This is a genomic window from Pseudomonas sp. I2, assembly GCF_040984075.1.
GTDB classification, from domain to species: Bacteria; Pseudomonadota; Gammaproteobacteria; order Pseudomonadales; family Pseudomonadaceae; genus Aquipseudomonas; species Aquipseudomonas guariconensis_B.
On sequence record NZ_JBCGFQ010000038.1, the window covers coordinates 13,248 to 36,794 of the forward strand.

The 23,547-nt window shown below is 66.0% G+C and carries 21 protein-coding genes; 8 read left to right on the forward strand and 13 right to left on the reverse strand.

Annotation, left to right across the window (positions count from 1 at the left end):
* The first annotated feature begins 88 nt into the window (after positions 1-88).
* Genes WCE05_RS18690 through WCE05_RS18715 form a run of 6 tightly spaced genes read left to right on the forward strand, consistent with a single transcriptional unit; the run spans position 89 to position 6,146 of the window.
* The gene (locus WCE05_RS18690; RefSeq protein WP_225790436.1) at positions 89-3,004 is read left to right on the forward strand and encodes a monovalent cation/H+ antiporter subunit A; all 2,916 of its coding nucleotides are present in this window, start codon (positions 89-91) and stop codon (positions 3,002-3,004) included.
* On the forward strand, positions 3,004-3,348 hold the full coding sequence (locus WCE05_RS18695; protein WP_225790437.1) for a Na+/H+ antiporter subunit C: 345 nt from the start codon (positions 3,004-3,006) through the stop codon (positions 3,346-3,348). The genes WCE05_RS18690 and WCE05_RS18695 overlap by 1 nt, the downstream gene beginning before the upstream one ends.
* The gene (locus tag WCE05_RS18700; RefSeq protein WP_368816298.1) at positions 3,345-5,024 is read left to right on the forward strand and encodes a monovalent cation/H+ antiporter subunit D; all 1,680 of its coding nucleotides are present in this window, start codon (positions 3,345-3,347) and stop codon (positions 5,022-5,024) included. Before WCE05_RS18695 ends, WCE05_RS18700 begins: the two co-directional genes overlap by 4 nt.
* Positions 5,021-5,509, forward strand: a complete 489-nt coding sequence (locus WCE05_RS18705; protein WP_225790439.1) for a Na+/H+ antiporter subunit E — start codon at positions 5,021-5,023, stop codon at positions 5,507-5,509. The genes WCE05_RS18700 and WCE05_RS18705 overlap by 4 nt, the downstream gene beginning before the upstream one ends.
* Positions 5,506-5,784 (forward strand): K+/H+ antiporter subunit F, encoded by a 279-nt coding sequence (locus WCE05_RS18710; RefSeq protein WP_225790440.1) that lies wholly within the window; start codon positions 5,506-5,508, stop codon positions 5,782-5,784. The genes WCE05_RS18705 and WCE05_RS18710 overlap by 4 nt, the downstream gene beginning before the upstream one ends.
* The gene (locus WCE05_RS18715; protein WP_225790441.1) at positions 5,781-6,146 is read left to right on the forward strand and encodes a Na+/H+ antiporter subunit G; all 366 of its coding nucleotides are present in this window, start codon (positions 5,781-5,783) and stop codon (positions 6,144-6,146) included. Before WCE05_RS18710 ends, WCE05_RS18715 begins: the two co-directional genes overlap by 4 nt.
* A 68-nt stretch (positions 6,147-6,214) precedes the next feature.
* Here the strand turns inward: WCE05_RS18715 and WCE05_RS18720 are convergent, their stop codons facing one another.
* The 12 genes from WCE05_RS18720 to WCE05_RS18775 form a co-directional block, all read right to left on the reverse strand.
* The gene (locus WCE05_RS18720) at positions 6,215-6,421 is read right to left on the reverse strand and encodes a hypothetical protein (RefSeq protein ID WP_225790442.1); all 207 of its coding nucleotides are present in this window, start codon (positions 6,419-6,421) and stop codon (positions 6,215-6,217) included.
* Positions 6,418-6,888, reverse strand: a complete 471-nt coding sequence (locus WCE05_RS18725) for a hypothetical protein (RefSeq protein WP_225790443.1) — start codon at positions 6,886-6,888, stop codon at positions 6,418-6,420. Before WCE05_RS18725 ends, WCE05_RS18720 begins: the two co-directional genes overlap by 4 nt.
* Before the next feature lie 379 nt (positions 6,889-7,267).
* Positions 7,268-7,462 carry a hypothetical protein gene (locus WCE05_RS18730; protein WP_225790444.1) on the reverse strand — a complete coding sequence of 65 codons (195 nt, stop codon included), beginning with the start codon at positions 7,460-7,462 and terminating at the stop codon, positions 7,268-7,270.
* Between the two features lie 187 nt (positions 7,463-7,649).
* Positions 7,650-8,054 carry a TraR/DksA C4-type zinc finger protein gene (locus WCE05_RS18735; protein WP_225790445.1) on the reverse strand — a complete coding sequence of 135 codons (405 nt, stop codon included), beginning with the start codon at positions 8,052-8,054 and terminating at the stop codon, positions 7,650-7,652.
* Between the two features lie 394 nt (positions 8,055-8,448).
* Positions 8,449-9,222, reverse strand: a complete 774-nt coding sequence (locus tag WCE05_RS18740; protein WP_225790446.1) for an enoyl-CoA hydratase — start codon at positions 9,220-9,222, stop codon at positions 8,449-8,451.
* Between the two features lie 13 nt (positions 9,223-9,235).
* On the reverse strand, positions 9,236-10,363 hold the full coding sequence (locus WCE05_RS18745; protein ID WP_368816299.1) for an acyl-CoA dehydrogenase: 1,128 nt from the start codon (positions 10,361-10,363) through the stop codon (positions 9,236-9,238).
* A gap of 9 nt (positions 10,364-10,372) precedes the next feature.
* Positions 10,373-11,566 carry an acetyl-CoA C-acyltransferase gene (locus tag WCE05_RS18750; protein ID WP_225790448.1) on the reverse strand — a complete coding sequence of 398 codons (1,194 nt, stop codon included), beginning with the start codon at positions 11,564-11,566 and terminating at the stop codon, positions 10,373-10,375.
* A 13-nt stretch (positions 11,567-11,579) separates the two neighbouring features.
* Positions 11,580-12,347 carry an SDR family NAD(P)-dependent oxidoreductase gene (locus tag WCE05_RS18755; RefSeq protein ID WP_225790449.1) on the reverse strand — a complete coding sequence of 256 codons (768 nt, stop codon included), beginning with the start codon at positions 12,345-12,347 and terminating at the stop codon, positions 11,580-11,582.
* A gap of 12 nt (positions 12,348-12,359) precedes the next feature.
* The gene (locus tag WCE05_RS18760; protein ID WP_253091463.1) at positions 12,360-14,006 is read right to left on the reverse strand and encodes an AMP-binding protein; all 1,647 of its coding nucleotides are present in this window, start codon (positions 14,004-14,006) and stop codon (positions 12,360-12,362) included.
* A 90-nt stretch (positions 14,007-14,096) separates the two neighbouring features.
* Positions 14,097-18,593: an NEL-type E3 ubiquitin ligase domain-containing protein gene (locus WCE05_RS18765; protein ID WP_368816300.1), complete on the reverse strand. Its 4,497-nt coding sequence runs from the start codon at positions 18,591-18,593 to the stop codon at positions 14,097-14,099.
* Positions 18,594-18,681: 88 nt separating this feature from the next.
* Positions 18,682-19,701 (reverse strand): AraC family transcriptional regulator, encoded by a 1,020-nt coding sequence (locus tag WCE05_RS18770; protein WP_253103313.1) that lies wholly within the window; start codon positions 19,699-19,701, stop codon positions 18,682-18,684.
* Positions 19,702-19,858: 157 nt separating this feature from the next.
* Positions 19,859-20,722: a LysR substrate-binding domain-containing protein gene (locus tag WCE05_RS18775; RefSeq protein WP_225790453.1), complete on the reverse strand. Its 864-nt coding sequence runs from the start codon at positions 20,720-20,722 to the stop codon at positions 19,859-19,861.
* A 113-nt stretch (positions 20,723-20,835) separates the two neighbouring features.
* Between WCE05_RS18775 and WCE05_RS18780 the strand changes: the two genes are divergently transcribed.
* Together WCE05_RS18780 and phnX are read left to right on the forward strand one after the other, a co-directional pair.
* On the forward strand, positions 20,836-21,942 hold the full coding sequence (locus WCE05_RS18780; protein ID WP_225790454.1) for a 2-aminoethylphosphonate--pyruvate transaminase: 1,107 nt from the start codon (positions 20,836-20,838) through the stop codon (positions 21,940-21,942).
* Between the two features lie 38 nt (positions 21,943-21,980).
* Positions 21,981-22,808, forward strand: coding sequence for a phosphonoacetaldehyde hydrolase (phnX, locus tag WCE05_RS18785; RefSeq protein WP_253091466.1), 828 nt, complete (start codon positions 21,981-21,983; stop codon positions 22,806-22,808).
* 51 nt (positions 22,809-22,859) lie between these two features.
* On the opposite strand, the gene WCE05_RS18790 is transcribed toward phnX, so the two are convergent.
* Positions 22,860-23,417 (reverse strand): NADPH-dependent FMN reductase, encoded by a 558-nt coding sequence (locus WCE05_RS18790; RefSeq protein ID WP_368816301.1) that lies wholly within the window; start codon positions 23,415-23,417, stop codon positions 22,860-22,862.
* Positions 23,418-23,547: the final 130 nt, after the last annotated feature.

The following is a 23,547-nucleotide window of genomic DNA, read 5'->3' on the forward strand; positions in this document are numbered from 1 at the left end:
ATTTGTAGGATTCTGCGACAGCTTGCGTGTTGGTGATCAACAGCTCGGCACGTATGATCCTTGGCAAATTTCTCCAGATTAGAACGCTATGTCATTGATAGTGCTATTGCTTCTGCCCTTCGTGGGCAGTTGCCTGGCAGCCGCCCTGCCGCACAACGCACGTAATGCCGAGTCCATTCTCGCCGGGCTCGTCGCCCTGGTCGGTACCGTCCAGGTCGCCCTGTTGTACCCGCAGGTCGCCCATGGGGGCGTCATCCGTGAGGAATTCCTCTGGTTGCCCAGCCTGGGGTTGAACCTGGTGCTGCGCATGGACGGCTTCGCCTGGCTGTTCTCCCTGCTGGTGCTGGGCATCGGCACCCTGGTCTCGCTCTATGCGCGCTACTACATGTCGCCGCAGGACCCGGTGCCGCGCTTCTTCGCCTTCTTTCTGGCGTTCATGGGCGCCATGCTCGGCCTGGTGATCTCCGGCAACCTGATCCAGCTGGTGTTCTTCTGGGAGCTGACCAGCCTGTTCTCCTTCCTCTTGATCGGCTACTGGCACCACCGCGCCGACGCCCGCCGCGGCGCCTACATGGCGCTGATGGTCACCGGTGCCGGCGGCCTGTGCCTGCTGGTGGGCGCGCTGCTGCTCGGCCACGTGGTCGGTAGCTACGACCTGGACAAGGTCCTGGCAGCCGGCGAGACGATCCGCCAGCATGCGCTGTACCCGGTGCTGCTGCCGCTGATCCTGATCGGCGCCCTGAGCAAGAGCGCCCAGTTCCCCTTCCAGTTCTGGCTGCCCCATGCCATGGCGGCGCCTACCCCCGTCTCCGCCTACCTGCACTCGGCGACCATGGTCAAGGCCGGGGTATTCCTGCTGGCGCGCCTGTGGCCGGTGCTGTCGGGCAGCGAGGAGTGGTTCTGGATCGTCGGCGGTGCCGGCGCCCTGACCCTGCTGCTGGGCGCCTTCGCCGCCATGTTCCAGAACGATCTCAAAGGCCTGCTGGCCTACTCGACCATCAGCCACCTGGGCCTGATCACCCTGCTGCTCGGCCTGAACAGCCCGCTGGCGGCGGTGGCCGCGGTGTTCCACATCCTCAACCACGCCACCTTCAAGGCCTCGCTGTTCATGGCCGCCGGCATCATCGACCACGAGAGCGGCACCCGCGACATCCGCCGCCTGAGCGGGCTGTTCCGGCTGGTGCCGTTCACCGCCACCCTGGCCATGGTGGCCAGTGCCTCGATGGCCGGGGTGCCACTGATGAACGGATTCCTGTCCAAGGAGATGTTCTTCGCCGAAACGGTGTTCATCTCCTCCACGGCCTGGGTCGAGGCCACCCTCCCGGTCATCGCCACCCTGGCCGGTACCTTCAGCGTGGCCTACGCGTTGCGCTTCACCGTCGACGTGTTCTTCGGCCCCACCGCCCAGGACCTGCCGCACATCCCCCACGAGCCACCGCGCTGGATGCGCGCGCCAGTAGAACTGCTGGTACTGACCTGCCTGGTGGTGGGCATCTTCCCGGCCCAGTCGGTCGGCCCGCTGCTGGCCGCCGCTGCCCTGCCGGTGGTCGGCGGCACCCTGCCGGAATACAGCCTGGCCATCTGGCACGGCTGGAACGCCCCGCTGATCATGAGCCTGATCGCCATGAGCGGCGGCATCGTGCTCTACCTGCTGCTGCGCAAGCAACTGCGCCGCGGCCGCTTCCCCCATCCGCCGCTGATCGAGCGCTTCAACGGCAAGCGCCTGTTCGAACAGGGCCTGGTGCGCCTGATGCTGCTGGCCCGGCGCATCGAGGGGCTGCTGACCAGCCGACGCCTGCAGAGCCAGCTGTTCATGCTGGTGGTCGCCGCGTTCCTGGCCGGCCTGCTGCCCATGCTGTACAGCGGCATCACCTGGGGCGATCGCCCGAAGATCCCGGGCTCCGGGGTGTTCGTCGCGCTCTGGCTGATCGCCATCGCCTGCGCCATCGGGGCTGCCTGGCAAGCCAAGTACCACCGCCTGGCGGCGCTGATCATGGTCAGTGTCTGTGGCCTGATGACCTGCATCACCTTCGTCTGGTTCTCCGCTCCGGACCTGGCCCTCACCCAGTTGGTGGTGGAGGTGGTGACCACAGTGCTGATCCTGCTCGGCCTGCGCTGGCTGCCACGGCGTATCGAAGGCGTATCGCCCCTGCCCGGCAGCCAGGACCGCGCCCGTCTGCGGCGCCTACGCGACCTGTTGCTGGCGGTGTTGGTCGGCGGCGGCATGGCGCTGCTCTCCTATGCCATGCTGACCCGGCCGACGCCCAACGACATCTCGTCCTTCTACCTGAGCCGGGCCCTGCCCCAGGGCGGCGGGACCAACGTGGTGAACGTCATGCTGGTGGACTTCCGCGGCTTCGACACCCTGGGCGAGATCACCGTGCTGGTGGCCGTGTCCCTGACCGTGTTCGCCCTGCTGCGACGCTTCCGCCCTCCGAAGGAAAGCATGCAGTTGCCTGCCCAGCAGCGCCAGTTGGCGCCAGACCTGGTCACCGACCTGATCAACCCGCGCCACGCCACCGACACCGCGCTGGGCTTCATGATGGTGCCGGCCGCGCTGGTGCGCCTGCTGCTGCCGATCGCCTTCGTGGTGTCGATGTACCTGTTCATGCGTGGCCACAACCAGCCGGGTGGCGGCTTCGTCGCCGGCCTGGTGATGTCGGTGGCGTTCATCCTCCAGTTCATGGTCGCCGGCACCCAGTGGGTCGAGGCGCAGATGAGCCTGCGCCCGCTGCGCTGGATGGGCACGGGCCTGCTCTGCGCGACCCTGACCGGCGGCGGCGCGATGGCCCTGGGCTATCCGTTCCTGACCACCCACACCGCCCACCTGCACCTGCCGCTGCTGGGTGACGTGCACGTGGCCAGCGCACTGTTCTTCGACGTCGGCGTCTACACCGTGGTGGTCGGTGCCACCCTGCTGATCCTCACCGCCCTGGCGCACCAGTCGGTGCGCGCCCACCGCCCGGGCACCGCGCCCAAGTCCAGCCAAGCAGGAGCCGCCTGATGGAAGAAGTCATCGCAATCGCCATCGGTGTCCTGGCCGCCTCCGGGGTCTGGCTGGTCCTGCGCCCACGCACCTACCAGGTGATCATGGGCCTGTGCCTGCTCTCCTACGGCGTCAACCTGTTCATCTTCAGCATGGGCAGCCTGTTCATCGGCAAAGAGCCGATCATCAAGGACGGCGTGCCCCAGGACCTGCTGCACTACACCGACCCGCTGCCCCAGGCCCTGGTGTTGACCGCCATCGTCATCAGCTTCGCCATGACCGCGCTGTTCCTGGTGGTACTGCTCGCCTCGCGCGGCCTCACCGGTACCGACCATGTCGACGGCCGGGAGCGTGAGGAATGAGCGGGATGAACCAACTGATCATCGCCCCCATCCTGCTGCCGCTGGTGACCGCGGCCCTGATGCTGCTGCTCGGCGAAAAGCACCGCCCGCTCAAGGCGCGCCTGAACCTGCTGTCCACCCTGGCCGGTCTGTGCATCGCCATCACCTTGCTGCTGTGGGTACGCAGCCAGGGTCAGGCCGAGTCGATCGGCGTCTACCTGCCGGGCAACTGGCCGGCGCCCTTCGGCATCGTGCTGGTGCTGGACCACCTGTCCGCGCTGCTGCTGAGCCTGACCGGGACCATCGGCGTCAGCGCACTGTTGTTCGCCCGAGCCCGCTGGGATGGCGCCGGCGCCAGCTTCCATGCGCTGTTCCAGATCCAGCTGATGGGCCTGTACGGCGCCTTCCTGACCGCCGACCTGTTCAACCTGTTCGTGTTCTTCGAAGTCCTGCTGGCGGCCTCCTACGGCCTGCTGCTGCACGGCTCGGGGCGGGCACGGGTCAAGGCCGGCCTGCACTACATTGCCGTCAACCTGTTCGCCTCGTCGCTGTTTTTGGTGGGGGCCGCCATGCTCTACGGCGTGACCGGCACCCTGAACATGGCCGATCTGGCCCTGAAGATCCCCCTGGTACCGGAGGCCGATCGCGGCCTGCTGCACGCCGGCGCGGCGATCCTGGCCATGGCCTTTTTGGTCAAGGCCGGCATCTGGCCGCTGAACTTCTGGCTGGTGCCGGCCTATGCCTCGGCCAGCGCGCCGGTCGCGGCGCTGTTCGCCATCATGACCAAGGTCGGCCTGTACGCGGTGCTGCGCCTATGGACCTTGCTGTTCTCCGGGCAGGCCGGCGCCTCGGCGCACTTCGGTGGGCAGTGGCTGGTCTATGGCGGCCTGGCCACCCTGGCCGTCGCGGCGATCGCCATTCTCGCCGCCCAGCGCCTGGAGCGCCTGGCCGCCCTGAGCATCCTGGTTTCCGCCGGCACCCTGCTGGGGGCCATCGGTTTCGGCCAACCGATCCTGACCGGCGGTGCGTTGTTCTACCTGGTGAGCTCGAGCCTGGCCCTGTGCGCCCTGTTCCTGCTCGCCGAGCTGATCGAACGTTCGCGCTCGGCCAACGAGGCGCCGCTGGACGATGAGGAAGACGCGATCCCGCCACCGCTGGAATCGCTGCACCCGCCCAAGGGCATCAACCTGGACGACGAGCAAAAGGCAGTGATCGGCCAGATCATTCCCTGGACCATGGCGTTCCTCGGCCTAAGCTTCATCGCCTGCGCCCTGTTGATCATCGGCATGCCGCCGCTGTCGGGCTTCATCGGCAAACTGAGCCTGATCAGCGCCCTGTTCAACCCACAAGGCCTGGGCATGCCGGCCGGACAAGCGCTGTCGCTCTCCGGCTGGGGCCTGGTGGCGCTGTTGATCCTCTCGGGCATGGCCTCGATGATCGCCTTCGGGCGAGTGGGCATCCAGCGCTTCTGGAAACCCGAGGAGCGCCCCTCGCCCCTGCTGCGGCGCTACGAGTGCCTGCCGATCGTGATCCTCCTGGGCCTGTGCATGGTCCTGAGCGTGCGGGCCGAACCGCTGCTGCGCTACACCCAGGACACGGCAGCCAGCCTGCAGGCACCCGACGCCTATATCCGGGCGGTGATGGCCACCCGCCCGGTACCCGGCCCTACCACGCTCGACGAACAGGTGCAGCCATGAGACGACTGTTCCCCGCCCCGCTGCTGTCCCTGTCGCTGTTCGCGCTGTGGTTGCTGCTCAATCTCTCGGTCAGCCCCGGCAACCTGCTGCTCGGCGCTGCACTGGGCTTTCTCGCCCCGCTGCTGATGGCGCCGCTGCGGCCAAAGCATGCCCATGTGCGGCGGCCCTTGGTCGTCGCCCGCTTGATCTGCCTGGTCGGCCTCGACGTGATCCTTTCCAACCTGCAGGTCGCCCGTGGCGTGCTGTGCGCCAAGCGGCGCCCGCCGCGCTCTGCCTTCGTCCACATTCCCCTGGCCCTGCGCGATGCCCACGGCCTGGCGGCGCTGTCGATGATCACCACGGTGGTGCCCGGCACGGTCTGGTCGGAGCTGGCCCTGGACCGCAGCGTCCTGCTGATCCATGTGTTCGACCTGGAGGACGAAGCGGCCTTCATCGAGCATTTCAAGAACACCTATGAACGCCCGCTGATGGAGATCTTCGAATGACAGGCCTGCTTGCCAATGCCGTCCTCGCCAGCCTGTTCATCTTCGCCAGCGCCATGGCCCTGGCGCTGGTCCGGCTGTTCCGCGGTCCCTCCGCCCAGGACCGAGTCCTGGCGCTGGACTACCTGTACATCCTGGCCATGCTGATGATGCTGGTGCTGGGCATCCGCTATGCCAGCGACACCTATTTCGAAGGCGCCCTGCTGATCGCCCTGTTCGGCTTCGTCGGCTCCTTCGCCCTGGCCAAGTTCCTCCTGCGTGGCGAGGTGATCGAATGAGCGAAACCATCGAACTACCCTTCTGGCTGGAGCTGGCCACGGCCGCGCTGCTGCTCACCGGCAGCCTGTTCGCCCTGATCGGCGCCATTGGCCTGGTTCGCCTGAAAGACTACTTCCAGCGCATGCATCCACCGGCACTGGCCTCGACCATCGGCGCCTGGAGCGTCTGCCTGGCGTCGATCCTGTATTTCTCATGGCTCAAGCAAGGGCCGGTGCTGCATGCCTGGCTGATCCCCGTGCTGCTGTCGATCACGGTGCCGGTCACCACCTTGCTGCTGGCCCGGGCGGCGCTGTTTCGCAAGCGCACCGCGGGCGAAGATGTGCCTGCGGAGGTCAGCAGCGGGCGCAATGGTGGGAGCTGAACGATGTGGGTGTGGGCTTAGGACCGCCAATAGGCCAGCCCTGGCACTGCAACGATGCGCTGGCAACCCTATCCCTGGCTCAGGCGCTGCAATTCGCGCCGCACCATGGCCGCATATTCGGGCGGGCTGAGCCGATACAGCTGGCCGGCTACCCAGGCCAGCCAGGTGCTGCCCAGCGCCTCACGCTGCGCCAACAGTCGCTCGGCCAAGGCGGTCGCCTGGGCCTGGTGCCGGCGATGGAAGGCCGCCCGCCCCACAGGCAACTCGTCGCTCATTCGCTGGCCTTGAAGGTGGTCAACTCGCCCTTGCGCCACTTGGCGACCTTGCCCGTCACCGCCTTGAGCAGTTTGCCCAGGCCTTCCTGCACCTGCTGCCGGGCCGCGAACACCAGCATCACGCCGTGGCCTTCACGGAACACGATGCCCTCACCCTCCGGCACCGAGACGAAGGCATAGTCGCCAACACCGTAGACATTCAGCTTTATTTCACGAAAACGCAGCTCCAGCTTGCCACCTTCACGGCTGGGCAACACCGCGGCGCGGAAGTGATCGCCCACCTTGAGCTCCAGGCGCTGCTTGTCATCGACCACCAAGGCACTGCCCGTATCGATCTCAGCCATGTACAGGCCATCGGGTCCCTGCTCGGTGACATACACGAAACGCCCTTGGAACAGCTTGACCAACTTGGCCCGCAAATCGCCCAGGGCAAACAATGCGTGGGTATCCAGAGTACTGACTGCCAATGAAGAGTTCCTCAAATCGGTTACACGCGCCCACCCGAACGCCGGGGAGACACACTCATTTCAAGTCGTTGTCTGAAAAGACTAATGAAGCGATGCGCGAAACGTCTGTGCAGGCAGGCGACGCGACAGGCAGGAATCGTTACTCCAGCGTGCCAGCCAAGGCCTCAAGACGGTTTTTCGGCTGTTTCCCAACCGGGACACGTAATAACTGACAACCGAACTGCCAGAAAAGATGCAATAGAAAGTTCCAGGCCCCTCGGCAGAATGGGTCCGGTATTCATCAGCGCATTACAGGGGAAGGAATATGCACGAAAACACCGAAATCCGTCGAGAGGCCCAACACATTTCTTGCCTCTGGCACGCAACCTAGGGCCTCGACTCAGGCCGCCTGCCCTTTTTCCAGCTGTGCCAACCAGGCCGCCTGGCACTCCAGTGCCTCCCCGCGCGTGGCGAACGCCGTACCACGGCGCTCGCCATCGACCAGCACGACCCAGCAGACGCGCTTGCCCAGGGCCTGCAGGGTGGCAGGCACGCCAGAGCCAATCATCACGGCGACATCGATTCGGCTACTCATCATCCCCTCCGGAATTTAATTAGCTGCCTAACTATGTCGTCATCATACGCCTGCCCAGATCGCGGAAAAATCCTACTTGGGTATAGCTGTATTGCATCCACGGCAATAAAGGCCGAAGCCTGATGCAGGCATCGGAAACGCAAAGGCCCCACGGATCGCTCCGTGGGGCCTGGCACCAGGGTGTCGGTCAGATCTGGCGCTGGTGGCGGTCGAGCTGCTCGTGACGCTCCTGGGCTTCGATGCAGTACTTGGTGATCGGGCTGATCAGCAGGCGCTGCAGGCCGATCGGCTCGCCGCTGTCGTCGCACCAGCCGAAGCTTTCATCGGCGATGCGGCCCAGGGCCATCTCCAACTGCGGCAACAGGCGCTGGTCGCGCTCGATGGCATTGACCAGCCAGTGGCGTTCTTCTTCCACCGAAGCCACGTCGGCCGGATCCGAAGGGGTATCCAGGCTCTCGATGGTATTGCGGCTCAGCTCGATGCGCTCCTGGGTCTCGACTTTCATCGCCTGCAGCAGCTCAGCGAAGAACGCCAGTTGATCGGCGTTCATGTAGTCATCGGCCGACATGGCCAGCAACTGTTCCTTGGTCATCGATTTCTCTATGAAAATATGTGCATTTGGGCGATTCGGGTACCGCCGGCGATGGCTCGCCGGCAGCGGAATTCTTCAAGCGCCAACCGGCACTTTTCTACAGGGGGCGGCAGTCTAAGACGCTGCGTCGCATGGGGCAACAGGCACGACGGGGGAATTTGACCGAAATGGCCTGGATTCCGCCCATCGGCAGTCTACGGGGCGGCGAATGGGCGTGGGGTAAGCGTGCCTTGGGCTTTCTCGCCCCGCAGGGGAGCGCAGCCCTTTCGCGACACAAGGCCGCCCCCACATCTACGGCGCTGTTCTACAATCGAGCGCCATAGATGTGGGGGCGGCCTTGTGTCGCGACAGGGCCGTGTAGCGGCCCCAGCGTTCATTTACCCGCGCCGTGACCTCAACGGTCCTTGAACTGCGCCTCACGCTTGGCGATGAAGGCGGCCATGCCTTCCTTCTGGTCCTCGGTGGCGAAAGCGGCGTGGAACACCCGGCGCTCGAAGCGCACACCCTCGCTCAGGGTGACCTCGAAGGCGCGGTTGACGCTTTCCTTGACCATCATGCTCACCGGGATCGACTTGCTGGCGATGGTCGCTGCGACCTTCAACGCCTCCTCCAGCAGTTCGGCCTGGGGTACCACGCGGGCCACCAGGCCGGCGCGCTCGGCTTCCTCGGCGCCCATCAGGCGACCGGTCAGGCACAGCTCCATGGCCTTGGCCTTGCCCACCGCGCGGGTCAAGCGCTGGGTACCACCCATGCCCGGCAGCACGCCGAGGTTGATCTCCGGCTGGCCGAACTTGGCGTTGTCGGCGGCGAGGATGAAGTCGCACATCATCGCCAGCTCGCAGCCACCGCCCAGGGCGAAGCCGGATACCGCGGCGATGATCGGCTTGCGCCGGTTGGCGATGCGGTCGGCGTCGCTGAACAGGTCATCGACATAGATCTGCGGATACTTGAGCTCGGCCATCTCCTTGATGTCGGCACCCGCGGCGAACGCCTTGGCAGAACCGGTGATGACCACGCAGCCGATGTTCGGATCACGTTCGAGCTGGTCCAGGGCCTGGTTGATCTCGCCGACGATCTGCGCGTTCAGGGCATTGAGCGCCTGGGGCCGGTTGAGGGTGATCAGGCCGACCTTGCCGTGGATGTCCAACAGGATGGTTTCGAATGCCATGCAGACTGCTCCTTCAAAGATTGCGCGCAATGACCATGCGCTGAATGTCGCTGGTGCCCTCGTAGATCTGGCAGACCCGGACGTCGCGGTAGATCCGCTCCAGCGGGAAGTCGCTCAGATAGCCATATCCGCCGAGGGTCTGCAAGGCGTCCGAACAGACCTTTTCGGCCATTTCCGAGGCGAACAGCTTGGCCATGGAGGCTTCCACCAGCGCCGCACGCCCAGCGTCGCGCAGCGCCGCGGCATGCAGTACCATTTGCCGGGCCACGGCGATGCGCGTGGCCATGTCGGCCAGGCGGAAGGCCACGGCCTGGTGTTCGATCAGCGGCTTGCCGAAACTCTGCCGCTCGTTGGCATAGTCGCGCGCCACCTCGAACGCAGCGCGGGCCATGCCCACCGACTGGGCGGCGATGCCGATGCGCCCACCTTCGAGGTTGGCCAGGGCGATCCTGTAGCCCTCGCCCTCATCGCCCAGGCGGTTGGCCACCGGCACGCGCACCTCGTCGAAGACGATCTGGCAGGTGTCGGAGGCATGCTGGCCAAGTTTGTCCTCGACCCGCGCCACCTGGTAGCCGGGCGAGTCGGTCGGCACGATGAAGGCGCTGATGCCACGCTTGCCGGCATCCGGGTCGGTGACGGCGAAGACGATCACCACGCCAGCGTTCTGCCCGGAGGTGATGAACTGCTTGCTGCCGTTGAGCACGTAGTGGTCACCGTCCAGGCGCGCCCGGGTCTTCAGGCTGCTGGCATCGGAGCCGGCCTGGGGCTCGGTCAGGGCGAAGGCACCGAGCATCTCGCCGCTGGCCAATGGGGCGAGGAAGGTCGCCTTCTGCTGGTCGCTGCCAAAGCGCAGGATCGGCACGCACCCCACCGAGTTGTGCACGCTCATGATGGTCGAGCAGGCGCCGTCGCCCGCGGCGATCTCTTCAAGGGCCATGGCATAGGCCACGTAGCCGGTGTCGCTGCCGCCCCACTGCTCCGGCACCAGCATGCCGAACAGGCCCATATCGGCCATTTCCCGGATGGCCTCGCGAGGGAAGCTGTGCGCCTTGTCCCATTGCTCGGCGAACGGTTTCAGGCGCGCCTGGGCGAAGGCGCGAACGGCGTCGGCGATCTGTTGTTGTTCGTCAGATACCAGCATGGTCTCACCTCAATACAGGCATTCGACGGCCATGGCCGTGGCCTCGCCACCGCCGATGCAGATGGCCGCCACGCCACGGCGCAGGTTGTTCTGGCGCAGGGCCGAAAGCAGGGTCACCAGGATCCGTGCACCCGAGGCGCCGATCGGGTGGCCCAGGGCGCAGGCGCCGCCGTGGATGTTGACCTTCTCGTGGGGCAGGTCGAGGTGCTTCATCGCGGCCAGGGTGACCACGGCGAAGGCCTCGTTGATCTCGAACAGGTCCACCTGCGACAGGTTCCAGCCGACGCGCTTGACCAGCTTGTCGATGGCTCCGATGGGGGCGGTGGGGAACAGCGCCGGTGCGTCGGCGAAAGCCGCATGGCCGTGGATCACCGCCAGGGGCGTGAGGCCACGCTGCTCGGCGTGCGAGCGGCGCATCAGCACCAGCGCCGCGGCGCCGTCGGAAATGGAGCTGGAGTTGGCCGCCGTGACCGTGCCACCTTCGCGAAAGGCCGGGCGCAGTTGCGGGATCTTGTCCAGGCGCGCCTTCGGTGGCTGCTCGTCATCCTTGACGATGCGCTTGTCCTTGCCTTCGGTGACTTCCACCGGGACGATCTCGGCGGCGAAACGGCCGCTGCTGATCGCCTCCTGGGCGCGGGTCAGCGAGGCGATGGCGAACTGGTCCTGGGCCTGGCGGCTGAAGCCGTTGGCCTGGGCGCAATCCTCGGCGAAGGTGCCCATCAGGCGACCCTTGTCGTAGGCGTCCTCCAGGCCGTCCATGAACATGTGGTCGATGATCTTGCCATGGCCCATGCGGTATCCGCCACGGGCCTTGTCCAGCAGGTAAGGCGCGTTGGTCATGCTTTCCATGCCGCCGGCCACCACCACCTCGGCACTGCCGGCCAGCAGCAGGTCATGGGCCATGATCGCCGCCTGCATGCCCGAGCCGCACATCTTGTTCAGGGTGGTGCAGGTGGTGTGCTTGTCCAAGCCCGCGCCCAGGGCGGCCTGGCGCGCCGGTGCCTGGCCGAGGCCGGCCGGCAGCACGCAGCCGAACAGCACCTGCTCGACGCTGCCGGCGTCGATGCCGGCACGCTCGACCGCGGCACGGATGGCGGCGGCGCCCAGTTGCGGGGCGCTCAGGCTTTTCAGGTCGCCCTGCAGGCCACCCATGGGCGTGCGCACGGCGCTGACGATGACGATCGGGTCGTTGGCGAGAGTCATGTTCGCTTACTCCTTACTTGGCAGCCATGCGCAGGGCACCGTCGAGGCGGATCACCTCGCCGTTGAGCATGCTGTTCTCGATGATATGACGGGCCAGCGCGGCGTACTCCTGCGCACGGCCCAAACGCGGCGGGAACGGTACGCCGGCGGCCAGGGAGTCACGCACCTCCTGGGGCATGCCAGCCATCATCGGCGTCTCGAAGATGCCTGGGGCGATGGTCATCACGCGGATGCCGAAACGCGCCAGCTCCCGCGCCACCGGCAGGGTCAGGCTGGCGATGGCGCCCTTGGAGGCGGCATAGGCAGCCTGGCCGATCTGCCCGTCGTAGGCGGCGATGGACGCGGTGTTGATGATCACGCCGCGCTCGCCCTCCTCGTCGGCCGCGCCTTCGGCCATGGCTGCCGCCGCCAGGCGCAGCAGGTTGAAGCTGCCCAGCAGGTTGACATTGATGACCTTGGCGAAACTCGCCAAGCCATGGGGTCCTTGTTTGCCCAGAACCTTCTCGGCGCCGACGATGCCGGCGCAGTTGACCAGCCCGTGCAGGCTGCCGAACGCGCTGACGGCGGCATCCACCGCCGCCTGGGCGGCCTGTTCGTCGCTGATGTCGGCCACGGCGAAACGCGCCTGTTCACCCAGCTCGCGGGCCTTGGCCTCGACTGCCGCAGCATTGAGGTCGACCAGCATCACCTTGGCGCCGGCCTCGACCAGCATCTGCGCGGTGGCAGCGCCAAGCCCGGAGGCCGCGCCGCTGACGATGAAATGTTTGTTGGCTATCTGCATGATGTTTTTCCTTCAGGCGCTGGCACGCGGGGCCGGCGCGTCCTGTTGTTTGGCGATTTCCTGGTTGCGCAGGATGAAGCGTTGCAGCTTGCCGCTCGGGGTCTTGGGCAAGTCGCTGACGAATTCGATTTCCCTGGGATAGGCGTGGGCATAGAGGCGCTGGCGGACATGCTGGCGCAGGGTCTCTTCCAGCTCGGCGCTGCCGACATGGCCCGGGGCGAGCACCACGAAGGCCTTGATCAGCTCGGTGCGCTCCGGATCGGGCTTGCCGATCACCGCCGCCTCGATCACCGCCGGGTGCTCGATCAACGCACTTTCCACATCGAACGGCCCGACCCGGTAGCCAGAGGTGGTGATCACGTCGTCGCTGCGGCCGACGAAGCTGATGCTGCCGTCATCGTTGAGCTCGACGGTATCGCCGCTGAGGTAGTACTTGCCGACGAAGGCCTTGGTCGGCAGCCCGTGGTAACCCGCGAACCAGCACAGCGGCGATTGCTCGCGGTCCACCGCGAGGATGCCCGGCTGCCCGGCGGACAGTTCGTTGGCCTGCTCGTCCAGCACGACGATGCGGTGGCCGGGAATGGCGAAGCCGGCCGAACCCAGGTGCACCGGGTGCTTCAGGCCATGATGGTTGCACAAGACCATGCCCAGTTCGGTCTGGCCGTAATGGTCATGGATGGTCACCCCCAGCTCGTCGGCGAACCAGCGGATCACTTCCGGGTTGAGCGGCTCGCCGGCGCTGCTGACCACCCGCAGGCGGCCCTTGATCGGTGTCGAGAACTCGCTGCCGGCGGCGATCAGCAGACGGTAGGCGGTAGGCGATCCGGCCAGGTTGCTGATGTTCAGCTTGTCGATGATCCGCGCGCAGCTCTCGACGTTGAACGGCCCGTCGTAGAAGGTGGTGGCGTGGCCCAGGGACAACGGGCCGGTGACGGCGTAATAAAGCCCGTAGGCCCATCCCGGGTCGGCCAGGTTCCAGAAGTTGTCCTCGGGACGCAGGTCGATGGCATCGCGCATGTAGCCCTGGAAGGCGACGATGGCCTTGAGCGGTACCTCGAGTGGCTTGGCAGGCCCGGTGGTACCCGAGGTGAACATCAGCAGGAAGGGATCGTCGCCCTTGCGTGGCACGGGCTCGCATGTGCTGTCAGCACTCTCCAGCGCCTGGTGGAAGTCCAGCTCGCCAGCGCTGGCCCCGACGGTGATGAGGGTCGGGCACCCCGTGACCTGGTCGAGCTTGTGGCGGTTGCCGCGGTCGGTGACCACCACGCGCGCATGGGACTGTTCGAGCCGGTGCTCGATGGCCTTGGGGCCGAAGGCGGTGAACAGCGGCTGGTACACCGCACCCAGGCGCCAGGTGGCAAGGATGGTCACCAGCAGCTCTGGAGTGCGTGGCATGAGGCCGGCAACTCGGTCGCCGGGGCCTACGCCTTGCTGGCCAAGCACATTGGCGAAGCGCGCCGCCAGCCCTTGCAGTTGCTCGAAGGTGTAGCGTGCGCTGTTACCCTCGCGGTCTTCCCAGATCAGCGCGACCCGGCCACTGCCGGCATGGCGGTCGCAGCATTCGACACAGGCATTGAGCGCGTCCAGCGTGCCATGCAGTGCCGCCTCGACGGCACTGCGATGGTTGAACGAACGGACGGCCTCGGCGTAATCGCGCATCGTCAGACTCCTGGTTTCTTATTGTTGGAGTGGCACCCTCGGTCTGACGATGTTCGCGCCGGTCGGCGCTGGGGGCAATGGCCAAAGCTGTCAAACGGTTTGAGCGAATTGGCCTGCCTCGGGCACGCCCTCCTCCAGGGCCTCACGGGTCAGTTGCAGGACCAGGCGATGCTCGGCCGATTGCCGCTCCATCATCAGTACCTGCCATCGATCCGTGTAGTCCTGGCTCGTCAGGGCCGTGCTCAGGCTGTCGAGCTCGGAACCCCGCGCGGCGAAGTCCTCGCCGATCGCAGCGAAGGCTGCCGCGTGCCGTCGCTCCAGGTAGGTACGCCAGAAGTCCCGTTCGGCGATGCTTTCGGCCAGGGCATCGGTCGCCTCCGCGCCCCGGACCGAGGCGAGCGCTGCCTGCTCGAGTTCGGGAGTGATTTCGGCAAGGCGCTCGAACCTCATCGTACGCGGCTGGGAAGGCAGGTCGAGGGCATGGGCCAGACGCACCCGGTAGCCGAGGATGACCTCCAGGACATCGGTATCCGGGTCGCTCGCCAGCCGCTGCGCGGCATCCTGGTGAGCGAAGCCTTCCAAGGCCTCCAGGCGAAACAGACGCCGCCCCAGGTCCAGCAATCCTTGCCCCGATCGTCCGGCAGCGCCCTGCAGGTTGGCGTTGTGCACCAGGATCTGCAGTTGCACGCGGCTGAAGCGCTCCGCGGTACTGTCATGGCAACCCAGTTGCTCGCGAGCGTGGGCGAACACCGCCTGGCGAAGGTCGGTATCCTGTTCCACGGCGTCAAGCACACCCCAGACTTGCTCGGTGAGGTAGGCCCTGGCGTGGGTGAAGTCGCTGGTTTGGGTGAGATTGGCCAGCAACTGCAGCAGGTCCGTGCTGTCGGGGTCTTGCACCAAGCGGTTCCACAGCGCCGAACGTGCCGCGAACTGGTCGGGATCGCCGACGGCAAGCCACAGGCTCCTGGCGCTGGCCACGTCCACTTCGCTGGCCCGGACAGCGTCATACGGGTCGCTCGTATACAACCGCGCGTACTCCTGGTGCGCCAAGGGATTGCGCAGCAGGTTGAAGCGGCTTCTGAAAGACCAGGGCGCTTGCAGCAGCTCAGGTGGCAATGTATCGATCTCGTTGTCGCTGAGGTCGACGACCGTCAACAGCCTGCACCGCTCCAGCCCCCTGGGCACGCTGATCAACCGGCAGTGTTTCAAACGCAGTACCGACAGGTTGGGCAACGACTGGAAGCGCAGTGCCGCTGAACGCAAAGGGTTGCGACTCAGGTCGAGCACGCGCAGGTTCGGTAACGCAGACAAGGCATCGGCGCCAGAGGGGCTCATGCGGATTCGATTGGACATCAGGCGCAACGTACGCAATTGGGTCAGTTGGCCAATGGCCGAGGGGATGGAGGTCAAACGGTTGTTGCCCAGGCTCAAAGTGCGCAAGGAGGTGAAGCACTGCAGGAAACCCGCGGGAACCTCTTCCAGCGCCGCCCCCGCCATCACCAATTCGGTGATATGGGAAAAGTCGCTGCCCGCCGGTAATTCCGGCAACTGGCCAATGTGCCAACCGCTCAGCTCCAGGGTCATGTCGCTGGCCAGCCCACCGGCCCCCTCGTAGCGCCACGCCGCCAGCAGGCGAGCCGCGAACTGCCGCCGCGAGGCATACCGCTCCGCTGTGCGCCCATCCGCCATCCACTGCGACAAGGCACTTTCGAGCTGCGCGTAGTTGCGCTCCTGGGCAAGCAAGCTCTCGAAAGGCGAGCCACTTTGCAACAGCAGCCTTTCCAGGTAGCGATCGACCTCCCGGTCATTGAGCCGTGGGTAAAGGGCACGGATGCGGCCCCTGAGCACACTGGTAGAGGTTTCCCGTCTCGATACATTGCCGCCGAGCGGATAACCCACGCGCCCATCGGGCAGGCGCTTGCCGGGGTTGAACCAAGGCGTGCCGTCGCGCCAGCCAAGCAGGTTCAGAATATCCTTGCGTTCGGCGGGCAAGCCTTCGATCAGCTTCAACCGCAAGCCTTCTGCCGGGTCGTCGCCAGAAAGGCCCAACCGCTGCAGGTCGGTCGGGCGCAGCAGTGCCACCAATGCCTGGAAGATGCCCGCAGGCTCGCCTACCTGCGCTTCATGCTCCAGCCCATGGCTGTCGTAAAGGTGGAAGCGGCCTTGCCGGTGAACCAGGACCACGCGCCCCTCGGGTGCGCCTTGAGGGTTCAGTACGGCCAAAAGACGGCCACTCTCCGACCCTTCACGCAACTCGAGGTTGATCGCGCGCGGCCATCTGGACAGTCGCCGCAGCAAGGCGATGACCAGTTCCCCGGTGCCATTGGTGTAGGTGCTGCGCAGGAACAGGCCCTCCAAGGCGCGGTTCACCCTGGTCAGCCGCAGCAGGGTCCGTGCCTTCCTGGCGACCGCCAGTGGCACACGCGCCTCGACCTGGGCCACTTCGCGCAGGGCGGGATCCACGTCACGTACCGCCTCCCGGGCGTAGCGCTCGGGGAGCCCGGGGAAATCGCGCCGAACCAGCGTCACCAAGGCGTCTTGTGCCGACAGAGGCGCCGCCAGGTGCTCCAGCAATTCACCTTGCAGGTGCGAGGCGTCCCCCCGTAGCCAGGCGCCCAGCGCCTGCTCGTCCAGCCCTTGCGCTTGCGGATGCGCCACGCACCACTGGCGAATGGCCGGATCCTGGATAGCTCCGCCGGATTGATCGAGGGCATCGAGCTCGCGGCTGATCCGGGCATCCGCAGCGAATCGCAGCCAGGTGTCACGCAGGTTGAACGGCGCAGGCCGCATCTCCACCAGCACACCCCGCAATTCCTCCTTGTCGACGCCCGCCACACGCAACACCTGCTCGGCCCGGGCTGGAGCCAAGGGCGGGTCCTGCGGCCACAGGCGATCGAGCATGTCGGCACGGTCATCCCACTGCCTGGGCTGCTCGAGGCGAAGACGCCAGGCACGCTCGCCATTGAACGCGAGCTGCGGCCCGAAGGCGTCGTCGCCTCGCGGATGGCGCAAACGCCAGGCCTGGTGCTCGTCGGGGCGATGGGCCTCGTAGTAGCATTGGCCCACACGCAGCCAGCGGCGCGTATCGCTGGCATAGAGCCCATCATCCCCAAGGGTGGCGTCTTCCGGGGTCGACGCGTAGACCTGCAAGTCACGATGCCACAGGCGCGATGACTCCTCCCCGGTGCCCACCGGCTCCAGTGCGTCGACGAAAGCACTGCGGGCGAACCCGCGCGCCACCAGGCTCACACCAGCAACCGTTGCCGCCGTGACGACGACGGCCTCCGCGACCCCGAGCATATGCTCCAGCGCCTCGTGCTGGTGCCCTTCATGCCAATCGACGGCCCCTTCGTAGACGTGGCCGAGGGTCTGCACGACCAACTCGCCGAACAGCACCATGCCCACCGCAGGAATGGCCAAACCCGCCAGCCCCAGCGCGACCAGGCCGATCTCCTTCCATTGGTTGAGCCGTGCTTCGGCGGCGAGATGATCGGCATCCGCGCTCGAAACGAGCTGCAGGCGGACATCGTCCTCGATGCGTTTGACCTGGCTTGCCGCCAGTGTGGCGAAGATATCGCCATGGACCACCGTACCTTCCAACTGCAGGTCGGGCTCATCGTCGAGCAGGCGCTTGTCGAGCGTCCCCAGGAACCCTGGGCGGTCCTTCAAGGCGATCAGTCGTGCGAAACGTTGGCGGCCATCCGCCTTGAGCAACTCGGCCGCCAGGAAATCGTTCATCCCTGACACCGAGTCGAAATGGCGAAGGGGCTGTTCAGTGTCACTCGGCAGGTAGAGCACGACCCCGAGACTATCCCCATCGGCACTGCGCAACTGGATCTTCAAGCTCTGCGCAACGGAGGCCCCCAACATGTGCAGCTCACCGGCATACGCCTGTGCGAGCCCTTCCTCCTGGCCAGCCCCATCGTCCAGCAACCGCCGCAAGGCGGCCAGGTGCACCGTCTCGAGCTGTGCCTTGAGCGAGGCGAACTCGCATGCCAGGGCGAAGGCCGTACGCTGGTGGCGGGCCAGGGCCCGCTGGGCCACCGGGGTGAACAGACGCTCGAGCAGGTCGTGGTACTGCTTGCCCACGTCCTCGGCATGGCAACGTTGCGTGAAATCCTCCAGCGAGCTGAAAAGCACGGTCTCTTCGCCCTTCTTGACAAGGCCGCTGCCCTCGTAGAAAGGGTTGCCCGAGGGAAAGCCCTGCATCAGTCGCAACAACGCCGGGAAGCGGACATAACGCGGCTCATCCTCGGGCAGGCCACCGCCCGGGCTCACCGTGAAGCGACGCCTTACATCCAGCCATTCAAGATCATCGAGGGAGAACCCCGGCGGGATATCGGCCGCCAACAGGGCCGTGAACCGCTGGGCAGCGAACTGCCGTGGCGATACCAGGCCGGCGGTTGCCGCCGCCACCTGCGCCTGGCTATGGCGGTGGGCCTCGAAGCAATCGCGCAATGCATTGATCTGTGCGGCGGATGCGCGTTTCAACCAGTCCGGCAGTTTCGCGGCGATGAAATCATCGGTGGCGGAAGCCAGCTTGCTGGCAAGCGCTGGCGGAAGTGAAGGTGGAGTGGGTTGCGTCATGTCTGCATCCTCGCAGGTCGAAGGAGGCTCGACACTGATGCAATCGCCCACTGCGCAGCAGAGGGAAAGGGAACATCCTCGGCCAGGCCTAGGGCGCAGTCCCCTGCAGGATCACATGACGGTAGTGGCCAGGATTGCAACCGAACCACTTGCGAAAGGCCTTGTAGAACGAGCTGCTGTCGGCGAAGCCGAGACGCTCGGCGATCTCGGTAAGCCCCAGGTCGACATCGGCCAGCCAGGCGATGGCCAACTCGCGCCGCACGCTGTCCTTGAGCCCTTGGTAGGTCTGGCCTTCCTCGCCCAGGCGACGGCGCAGGGTCGAGACCGAGATGCACAAGGCGCTGGCCTGGCCTTCGGCATCGGGCCAGGCGCCTGGGTCGGCGCGCCGCAGTTGCTCACGGATGCGCCAGGCCAGGCTGGCCGGGTCGCGGTACTTGACCAGGATGTTGCCAGGCGCCTCGGCGAGGAAACGCTGCAGCTCCTCCTGGGTGCGCCGCAGCGGCAGGCCCAGGCAGTCGGCACTGATGATCATGCGTGTGCGTGGGCGGTCGAACTGCAGGTTCTCGGAAAACATCACCCGGTAGTCGTCGCAGAACGGCGGCTCGGCGCAACGCAGGTCGATGGCGAGGATCGGGATACGGCGCCCGGCCAGCCAGCAGGTCACGCCATGGATGATCATCCACAGGGTGAAGTAAGTGAAAGCGCGGCGCGGCGTATCGCGAGGCTCGCCGATGACGATCTCGGCCAGGCTCTGTTGGCGCACCAGGCTTGGCTGCAGGTCCTCGAGCATCAGCGAGAGAAACGCCAGGGCCGTTTCCAGGCCCTCGCCGAGGGTCGCTTGGGCCATGCTCGCACGGCACAGGAAGGCCAGGCTGCCACTGCGCAGGCCACGCGGGTCCATGGCGAAGAATTCGTCATTGCAGCGCCGCGCCAGCAAGCGCCAGAGCCGGGCATAGGCCTCGGCGCTCACCCGCGCCTCGGGCAGGTCGAGCAGGGATGCATCGATGCCCGCCCTGACCAGCAGCGGCGCATCGGCTTGCCCCGCCGGGCAGGTCTGCAACAGGGCTTCACGCACCAGTTGCATGGAAATGGTGTCTTTCTCGCTCATCGGCCATCCAGCGCCAGTAGTTTCAGCCGGCCATCTTAGGCCCGCCATGGAAAAACGCCAGCCGGTGAGTGTTCTGGAGCCGTGCCATTTGGGGCCGCTTCGCGCCCCAGTGTCACTCATTGAGGCAAGTCCACTCACACACGCTCTTGCAGGCACCTCACAGGCTGGCAGCCAACCCCAGGAACGTCTGGATCAAGCGCAGTTCACGACGCCGCTCCAGGCAACCGATCATGTGCCGGTTGACCAGCCCATCGCCCGCCAGCGGCCGCGCCACCACCCGCGGATCATGGGCCACCTCCACCGACGAGACGATGCCGATGCCGAGCTGCGCCGCCACCGCCTCGGTGACCGCTTCGCGGCTGTCCAGCTCCAGCAGCACCCGCGGCTGCACCTTGGCCAGTGCGCAAGCCTGGTCGAAGGTCCGCCGGGTGATGGAGCTGGGCTCGCGCAACACCATGATCTGCCGGTCCAGCTCAGCCATGGGCAGATCGCCCGTCTCGCTCGCCCAGGGATGCCCGACCGGCAGTTGGGCACACAGGCGCGACTCGCCCAGGCTCTGCAGGTACAGCCCCTTGCGCGGCTCGGCCTCGGTCAGCACGGCCACGTCGGCATGCTCCGAAAGCAATGCGGCCAGGGTCTCCTGGGCATTGCCCAGGCGCAGGTTGACGGTGATGCCCGGGTAACGCGCCCGCAGCAGGCCGAGCATCGACATGATCCAGTGCGGGCCATCAGCGGCGACTTCCAGGCGTCCGGTGAGCAATTGGCGATTGGCCTCGAGCATGGCCTGGGCCTCCTCGGCCAGGCTGAACATGGCGCGGGTGATGGCCGCCAGCCGCGTACCCTCTTCGGTAAGCTCGACCCGGCGCGCGGTGCGCCGCAGCAAGGTGATCTGGTAGTGCTCTTCCAGGGCCTTGACGTGCCCGGTCACCGCCGGCTGGCTGATGAACAAGCGCGCCGCAGCGCGGGTGAAGCTGCCCTCGCGGGCCACGGCATCGAAGGCACGCAACTGGAACAAGTTCATATCTATCGGCCTGACTTATGGCTGGCATAACGACAAACAATTTGAATGATGGGGCGGCAAATTGCAACTTACACACCGTAGATTCAGCCCACCCGCTTGCGAGGAAAAACGGAATGAGCAATGCCCCGATCCTGCTGACCCCCGGCCCACTGACCACCTCGTCCCGCACCCGCCAAGCCATGCTGGTGGACTGGGGTTCCTGGGACCGCGACTTCAACCAACTGACCGCCAGCGTCTGCGAGCAGTTGCTGGCCATCATCAACGGCAGTGCCAGCCACCACTGCGTCCCCCTGCAAGGCAGCGGCACCTTCGCCGTGGAAGCGGCGATCGGTACCCTGGTACCGCGTGACGGCAAGGTCCTGGTGCTGATCAACGGTGCCTACGGCCAGCGCCTGGCGAAGATCTGCAAAGTCCTGGGCCGCGCCTACAGCACCTTCGAGACCGCCGAGGATCAACCCACCACCGCTGCCGACGTCGACCACCTGCTGGCCACCGACCCTGCCGTGACCCACGTGGCGCTGATCCACTGCGAGACCAGCACCGGCATCCTCAACCCGCTGCCCGAGATCGCCCAGGTAGTCCAGCGCCACGGCAAGCGCCTTGTCATCGACGCCATGAGCTCCTTCGGCGCCCTGCCGATCGATGCCCGCGAGGTGCCGTTCGAGGCGCTGATCGCTGCCTCCGGCAAATGCCTGGAAGGCGTACCGGGCATGGGCTTCGTCTTCGCCGAGAAGAACGCGCTGGCCGCCGCCGAAGGCAACGCCCACTCCCTGGCGATGGACCTGCAGGACCAGCAGGCGTACATGGCCAAGACCGGCCAGTGGCGCTTCACCCCGCCGACCCACGTGGTCGCCGCCCTGCATGAGGCCCTGCTGCAGTACAGCGAGGAAGGCGGCCTGCCGGCCCGCCACCAGCGCTACGCCGACAACTGCAAGACCCTGCTCGACGGCATGGCCCAGCTTGGTCTGCGCAGCTTCCTGCCGGCCGAGATCCAGGCTCCGATCATCGTCACCTTCCATGCCCCACGCGATGCCCGCTACCAGTTCAAGGACTTCTACGAGCGGGTCAAGGCCAAGGGCTTCATTCTCTATCCGGGCAAGCTGACCCAGGTGGAAACCTTCCGCGTCGGTTGCATCGGCGTGGTCGGGCCCGATGGCATGCAGGCCGCCGTCGATGCCGTGGCCGAAGTGCTGCGGGAAATGGAAGTACTGGACATCTGAATTTCGCCCTCGACCCGAACCCCAAGGAAATCGCGCACATGAACTACAGCAACCCCACCCAGCTGCAAGCCGCCATCCTCGACTGGGCCGGCACCGTGGTCGACTTCGGCTCCTTCGCCCCGACCCAGATCTTCGTCGAGGCCTTCGCCGAGTTCGATGTCGAAGTTTCCATCGACGAAGCTCGCGGCCCGATGGGCATGGGCAAGTGGGACCACATCCGTACCCTGTGCAACCAGCCGGAAATCGCCGAACGCTACCGCAAGGTGTTCGGCCGCACCCCGACCGACGATGACGTCACCGCCATCTACGAACGCTTCATGCCCTTGCAGATCGAGAAGATCGCCGTGCACTCGGCGCTGATCCCTGGCGCCCTGGAGACCCTCACCGGCCTGCGCAAGGACGGCCTGAAGATCGGCTCCTGCTCGGGCTACCCGAAGGTGGTGATGGACAAGGTGGTGGAACTGGCCAAGCAGAACGGCTATGTCGCCGACCACGTGGTGGCCACCGACGAAACCCCGAACGGCCGCCCTTGGCCGGCCCAGGCCCTGGCCAACGTGATCGCCCTGGGCATCGACGACGTGGCCGCCTGCGTCAAGGTCGACGACACCGTGCCGGGCATCCTCGAAGGCCGTCGCGCGGGCATGTGGACTGTGGCCCTGGTGTGCTCGGGCAATGCCCTGGGCCTGACCTGGGAAGGCTACCGGGCCCTGAGCGCGGAAAAACTGGAGAGCGAGCGCAAGCGCATCCACGCGCTGTTCGAAGGCTCGCGCCCGCACTACCTGATCGACACCATCAATGAGCTGCCCGAGGTGATCGCCGACATCAACCGGCGCCTGGCCAAGGGCGAGATGCCGCAGGCGTCGTAAGCGTCGCAAGGCATGCCGGGGCCGCAAAGCGGCCCCAGCAGCCTGAGCCAGTCAGACCGCGCGATTGAGCTTCACCCAGGCTGCGAACTTGTCGATGAACGCCTGCAGGAACGGCCGGGTCTTGTCGTTGAGCTTGCCGGAATCCTCGAACAGGCTGGCCGCCCCACCAATGTACGCCTCGGGCATCTGCATGCACGGCATGTCCAGGAACACCAGCGACTGGCGCACGGCATGGTTGGCACCGAAACCGCCAATGGCGCCCGGCGAGACACTCACCACCGCCGCCGGCTTGCCGCTCCAGGCACTCTGCCCATAGGGTCGCGACCCCACGTCGATGGCGTTCTTCAGGCCTCCGGGCACGGAACGGTTGTATTCGGGCGTGACGAACAGCACCGCGTCGCTGCGGCGGATCTCCTCGCGAAAACGCCTCCAGGCATCGGGCGCATTGGCCTCGACATCCTCGTTGTACAGCGGCAGGTCGCCGATCTCGACGATTTTCAGGGCAAGGCTGGAGGGTGCAAGCTCTGCAAGGGCGCGGGCGACCTTGCGGTTGTAGGAGTCCTTGCGCAAGCTACCGACGACGACCGCTACCGAATAGACCTGACTCATGGCGATTTGCAACCTCTGCTGGAAATAAGACGTTGTAGTTATAGATGACTGCGTCCTGCCCCCAGAGTTTTTTTCCTGATTGCGGAAAACTTCCCCCCTGCTCCGCTGGTCTATGCCTACAGATATTTCC

Coding starts and splice junctions, on each gene's coding strand:
- WCE05_RS18760 (WP_253091463.1), bottom strand. CDS start 14,006: ATGCGCGATTACGCCGAGGCCGTCCGTTCGTTCAACCATCGCAGTGCC.
- WCE05_RS18755 (WP_225790449.1), bottom strand. CDS start 12,347: ATGCAGATAGCCAACAAACATTTCATCGTCAGCGGCGCGGCCTCCGGG.
- WCE05_RS18710 (WP_225790440.1), top strand. CDS start 5,506: ATGACAGGCCTGCTTGCCAATGCCGTCCTCGCCAGCCTGTTCATCTTC.
- WCE05_RS18720 (WP_225790442.1), bottom strand. CDS start 6,421: ATGAGCGACGAGTTGCCTGTGGGGCGGGCGGCCTTCCATCGCCGGCAC.
- WCE05_RS18735 (WP_225790445.1), bottom strand. CDS start 8,054: ATGACCAAGGAACAGTTGCTGGCCATGTCGGCCGATGACTACATGAAC.
- WCE05_RS18790 (WP_368816301.1), bottom strand. CDS start 23,417: ATGAGTCAGGTCTATTCGGTAGCGGTCGTCGTCGGTAGCTTGCGCAAG.
- WCE05_RS18695 (WP_225790437.1), top strand. CDS start 3,004: ATGGAAGAAGTCATCGCAATCGCCATCGGTGTCCTGGCCGCCTCCGGG.
- WCE05_RS18765 (WP_368816300.1), bottom strand. CDS start 18,593: ATGACGCAACCCACTCCACCTTCACTTCCGCCAGCGCTTGCCAGCAAG.
- WCE05_RS18690 (WP_225790436.1), top strand. CDS start 89: ATGTCATTGATAGTGCTATTGCTTCTGCCCTTCGTGGGCAGTTGCCTG.
- WCE05_RS18705 (WP_225790439.1), top strand. CDS start 5,021: ATGAGACGACTGTTCCCCGCCCCGCTGCTGTCCCTGTCGCTGTTCGCG.
- WCE05_RS18770 (WP_253103313.1), bottom strand. CDS start 19,701: ATGAGCGAGAAAGACACCATTTCCATGCAACTGGTGCGTGAAGCCCTG.
- WCE05_RS18715 (WP_225790441.1), top strand. CDS start 5,781: ATGAGCGAAACCATCGAACTACCCTTCTGGCTGGAGCTGGCCACGGCC.
- WCE05_RS18780 (WP_225790454.1), top strand. CDS start 20,836: ATGAGCAATGCCCCGATCCTGCTGACCCCCGGCCCACTGACCACCTCG.
- WCE05_RS18730 (WP_225790444.1), bottom strand. CDS start 7,462: ATGAGTAGCCGAATCGATGTCGCCGTGATGATTGGCTCTGGCGTGCCT.
- WCE05_RS18745 (WP_368816299.1), bottom strand. CDS start 10,363: ATGCTGGTATCTGACGAACAACAACAGATCGCCGACGCCGTTCGCGCC.
- WCE05_RS18775 (WP_225790453.1), bottom strand. CDS start 20,722: ATGAACTTGTTCCAGTTGCGTGCCTTCGATGCCGTGGCCCGCGAGGGC.
- WCE05_RS18750 (WP_225790448.1), bottom strand. CDS start 11,566: ATGACTCTCGCCAACGACCCGATCGTCATCGTCAGCGCCGTGCGCACG.
- WCE05_RS18740 (WP_225790446.1), bottom strand. CDS start 9,222: ATGGCATTCGAAACCATCCTGTTGGACATCCACGGCAAGGTCGGCCTG.
- WCE05_RS18700 (WP_368816298.1), top strand. CDS start 3,345: ATGAGCGGGATGAACCAACTGATCATCGCCCCCATCCTGCTGCCGCTG.
- phnX (WP_253091466.1), top strand. CDS start 21,981: ATGAACTACAGCAACCCCACCCAGCTGCAAGCCGCCATCCTCGACTGG.